General features: G+C 46.7%; 2 protein-coding genes and 1 pseudogene. All 3 read right to left on the reverse strand.

What is annotated here, in order from left to right; genetic code table 11:
- A pseudogene (locus ACEW8S_RS13030) lies at window positions 1–354 on the reverse strand (RagB/SusD family nutrient uptake outer membrane protein); the annotation flags it as partial.
- A gap of 28 nt (window positions 355–382) precedes the next feature.
- Entirely contained in the window at window positions 383–3,388 is a 3,006-nt protein-coding gene (locus ACEW8S_RS13035; RefSeq protein ID WP_373518578.1) for a SusC/RagA family TonB-linked outer membrane protein, read from the reverse strand.
- 324 nt (window positions 3,389–3,712) lie between these two features.
- A partial coding sequence (locus ACEW8S_RS13040) for a hypothetical protein (protein ID WP_373518579.1) occupies window positions 3,713–3,894 on the reverse strand: 182 nt, incomplete at its 5' end.

Here is a 3,894-nt window from a genome sequence, read left to right on the forward strand (position 1 = left end):
TACTTGGTTCGCCTTGTAGATGGTCCGGTACAGTTCGCGCCATACTTCCAAGAGCCAAGGGAAATCATAATTATTGTTTACGAACCGGCCCACATTGCCCAGATCGGTCCATGGACTTTGGCTATACCCTTCATCGGATCGCATATCGTAATCAAATATTTCCCACAAGCTGAGTTCGCGATTCTGCGTACCTGCATACACCGCATTTATACCTTGAATAGCATCCTGTTCCGTTTTCCAGAACGTTTCGGGTGTAGGCGCATTCGGGTTCACCTGATCCAGCAGCTCCTTTTCGCAGGATAGGGTCGTCCCTAAGAACACTATCAATACTATTATTATTCCTATCTTTTTCATTGGTATATCGTTTATGTTTAACCTCGATTTAAAACCCTATTTGAATTCCCATTATCCCCGATCTCAACGACGGGAAATTTCCGTTGTCAAATCCCCGGTTCAAGAAATCACCGTTGCCGTTGGCTCCCACTACTTCGGGATCATACCCGGTATAATCGGTAATGGTAAATAAATTCTGGCCGGTTAGGTACAAGCGAAGCTTGGCAAGTCCTATTTTACCGATGACATCTTCCGGAAGGGCATAGCCTATCTGTAAGTTCTTTAACCGAAAGTAATCGCCCTTTTCTACGTATCGGTCGGAGGCCTGTACCGGGTTCTGCGTATCATCTGCATGGATCGGTTTCGGAATTACGTTTGAAGTACCCGGCCCGGTCCAGTATACATCATCGACCAAATAGTTGGCGTTGTCGTCATATCTTTGGGACCACCATTTTTGTTCATTAAAGATACTGTTTCCCGCAACACCGGCAAAGAAGGCAGTCGCATCGAAGCCCTTGTACGAGACATTTAGGTTAAGACCATACTCAAAATCGGGCAAGGCCTTGCCCGCTACATAGCGGTCGTCAAAGTTGATATCCCCGCTTCCGTCATTATCGACGTATTTTACGTCGCCGGGGCTGGCATCGGGCTGTACGCCCCAGGCATCGATTTCGGCCTGGTCCTGAAAAATTCCGGCCGTTTCCAAAACATAGAAAGCCGCTACTGGCTCGCCTACTGCAGTACGCAAAATCTGACCCTGACCGAAAATGGGCAGGTTGCCCGCCTCTTCCACCAAGGCCTTTACCTCGTTTTTAAGGAAAGTACCATTGGCAGATATGCCATAATTAAAGTCGTTAATGGAATTCCTGTAGCTCAAACTTAATTCCAGGCCCCGGTTCTGTACCTGCCCGACATTGGCCAAGGGATTTTCACCGGTATTTCCCGAGGAAAGCGGAATGGGAACCGCCAAAAGAAGATCTTTGACATTGGCTACGTAGTAATCCGCGGTCAGGTTCAGGGTGTTGTTCAAAAAGCCTGCGTCCAAACCGAAATTGGTGGTCGTTTTGCTCTCCCATCTTAAATTTGGATTGACCAATTGAAGATTCGTAGCCCCGGAAACTACCTGATTGTTCAAGACATAATTCTGGTTATACCTAAGTGCACTCTGGGTGGCATAATTACCGATGGCCTGGTTACCTACTTCTCCGTAACTCCCCCTTAGTTTGAGGTTGCTAAAGATATTGCTGTCCTCCATAAAACTTTCCTCCGAAATCCGCCAAGAGGCCGATACCGATGGGAAGTTGGCGTACTGATTATTCTCACCGAACCTTGAGGAGCCGTCCCTTCTAAAATTGAGCAACAAAGTATATCGGTCATCAAAGGAGTAATTGACGCTGCCCAATATGGATCTCAACCCGGCAACTTCCTCCCTTCCCGCTGTCAGTGGGCTTGAAGTTCCGTTATCCTGTACCCAAAACTCCCCGTTCAAGCCTTCCGTATGGGCCAAGTTAAAGGTAAAATTGTCCTTTTGGGTCGTATAGCCGACCAATGCCGAAATACTGTGCTTTCCAAATTCCTGATTATAGTTTAGGGTGTTTTCCGCCAAAATATTGAAGAATTCCGTATGGCGGTCATCAAGAAAGGCCGCTCCCGGTGTGTTCTGTCGCAAGGCCCCGGCCCTTTGATAATATTTCTCCCGAATCTGTGCATAGTCCAGACCGAGGTTCAGTTTATATTTCAGGAAAGGAAAAATATCCAATTCGGCATATACGGTACCCAAAACCTTACTGGTAACCGAAGTATTGCTGTAATGCTCTTGCAGGCCGATAGGGTTGGTCGCAAACGTACTGTTATTGTCGTCACCATAGCCGTATCCGCTTTCATTGGTGTCATCATATACCGGTATGGTAGGAAGCATCCAAACGACGTCGATAAACGGGTTTCCGTTGACCCTTGTCTGGTTGCTCCGGCTCATCGCAATATTCTCGCCAAAAGTAAACGGCCCTTTCCTGGTTTCGGTGTTGACCCGTATTTGGTACCTGTCAAACTCTGGGCCTACTATCGCCCCTTCCTGATCATAGTAGTTCAGCGAGATGAAGTAGTTCGAATTCTCCGCACCGCCCGAAAAGTTCAGGTTGTGTTCGGAGATCGTGCCGGTCTTAAAAAGTGCTTCCTGCCAATCGGTATCCACCCCTCTCCTCAGGTTTTGAACGGGATCGCCATTGTTGGTATAGGCAAGATTGTTGATCTCGATGAACTGCGCCGCATTGGTCAATGGCAGCTTTTTGGCGATGGTCTGAAAACCATAGTAAAAATCATAATCGATTTTTAAAGGTCCCGGTTGTCCTTTTTTAGTGGTAACGACCACCACGCCGTTCATGCCCCTTGAACCGTACAAGGCGGTAGCGGCGGCATCTTTGAGTACCTGTATCGACTCGATATCATTGGGGTTGAAATCCGCCCCAAGGCTGTTGATCAGCATACCGTCCACCACGTACAGCGGAGAATCCTGACCCGAAAACGAGTTCAGCCCCCTGATCTTTACCGACGATGATGCGCCGGGGGTACCGGTCGAGGTTATGGTAACTCCGGCCGCCCTTCCCTGCAACATTTGGCCGACATTGCTAGCGGGCGCTTTGAGCATTTCTTCGGTATCCACTACATCAACGGCGCCAACGATATCACTTTTCTTCACGCTCTGGTAGCCTATTACGACCACTTCGTCCAAAAGGGCCGTGTCTTCCTCAAGCACGACATCGAATGAGGTTCTATTCTCCACATCGACAATTTTTTCGGCATAGCCGATGTAACTAATGGCCAACATACCGTCCGGTGGTACGCCCTCAAGCTGAAAGTTTCCGTCAAAATCAGTTGTGGTGCCTCTTTGGGTACCGTTGACCACCACGCTGGCGCCCGGTAAAGGAACGCCCTCTTGATCACTGACGGTGCCACTGACGGTCAGTTGTTCCTGCGCATACGTTTGCTGCATGAAAATACACAATAAGAATACGGACAGCAAGGCTTTTTTCTTTAGTTTAGTGAGTCGTTTTTTCATTGTTTTTCACTTTATATTGATTTAGTTTAAACTCATTTTGAAGTTGTTTTGACTATAGTACAGCATTCACTCATGAATACTATTACATCCTCAGTTACCAAAGGAAATAAATTAGGCATTGATATGACCCGCTGTTTTGTTTCAATACCTCGTACAAATCGTTCAAGTTTTAAGAAATTGTTAAAAAATTGGAGGTTTGAGACAAATTGTGGGGTTTTGGAACGAATTGTAGGATCACACTAAATGCAATTCAACATTATTCATTTCAGTTCTTTTTATCCTTGGCATCGTGAAATTCCATGAATTTTGCGAAAAAGGAACCTCCTATTTCAGCAAATCGATCATCCGGGTATATTTTATGATAAAGCTATTGTTCAACGGGCCGCCATCTTGTAGGTTATGGTTGTAGACGACGAAAAGTCCGGTATTGGCACGCTGCAACCAACCAAAACGGAAATTGAATGCCCAGAGCTTGTCAACGGTATTGTTCTGCACCAAACCCTGTA

The organism is Pricia sp. (assembly GCF_041745955.1).
In the GTDB taxonomy this organism is placed as follows: domain Bacteria; phylum Bacteroidota; class Bacteroidia; order Flavobacteriales; family Flavobacteriaceae; genus Pricia.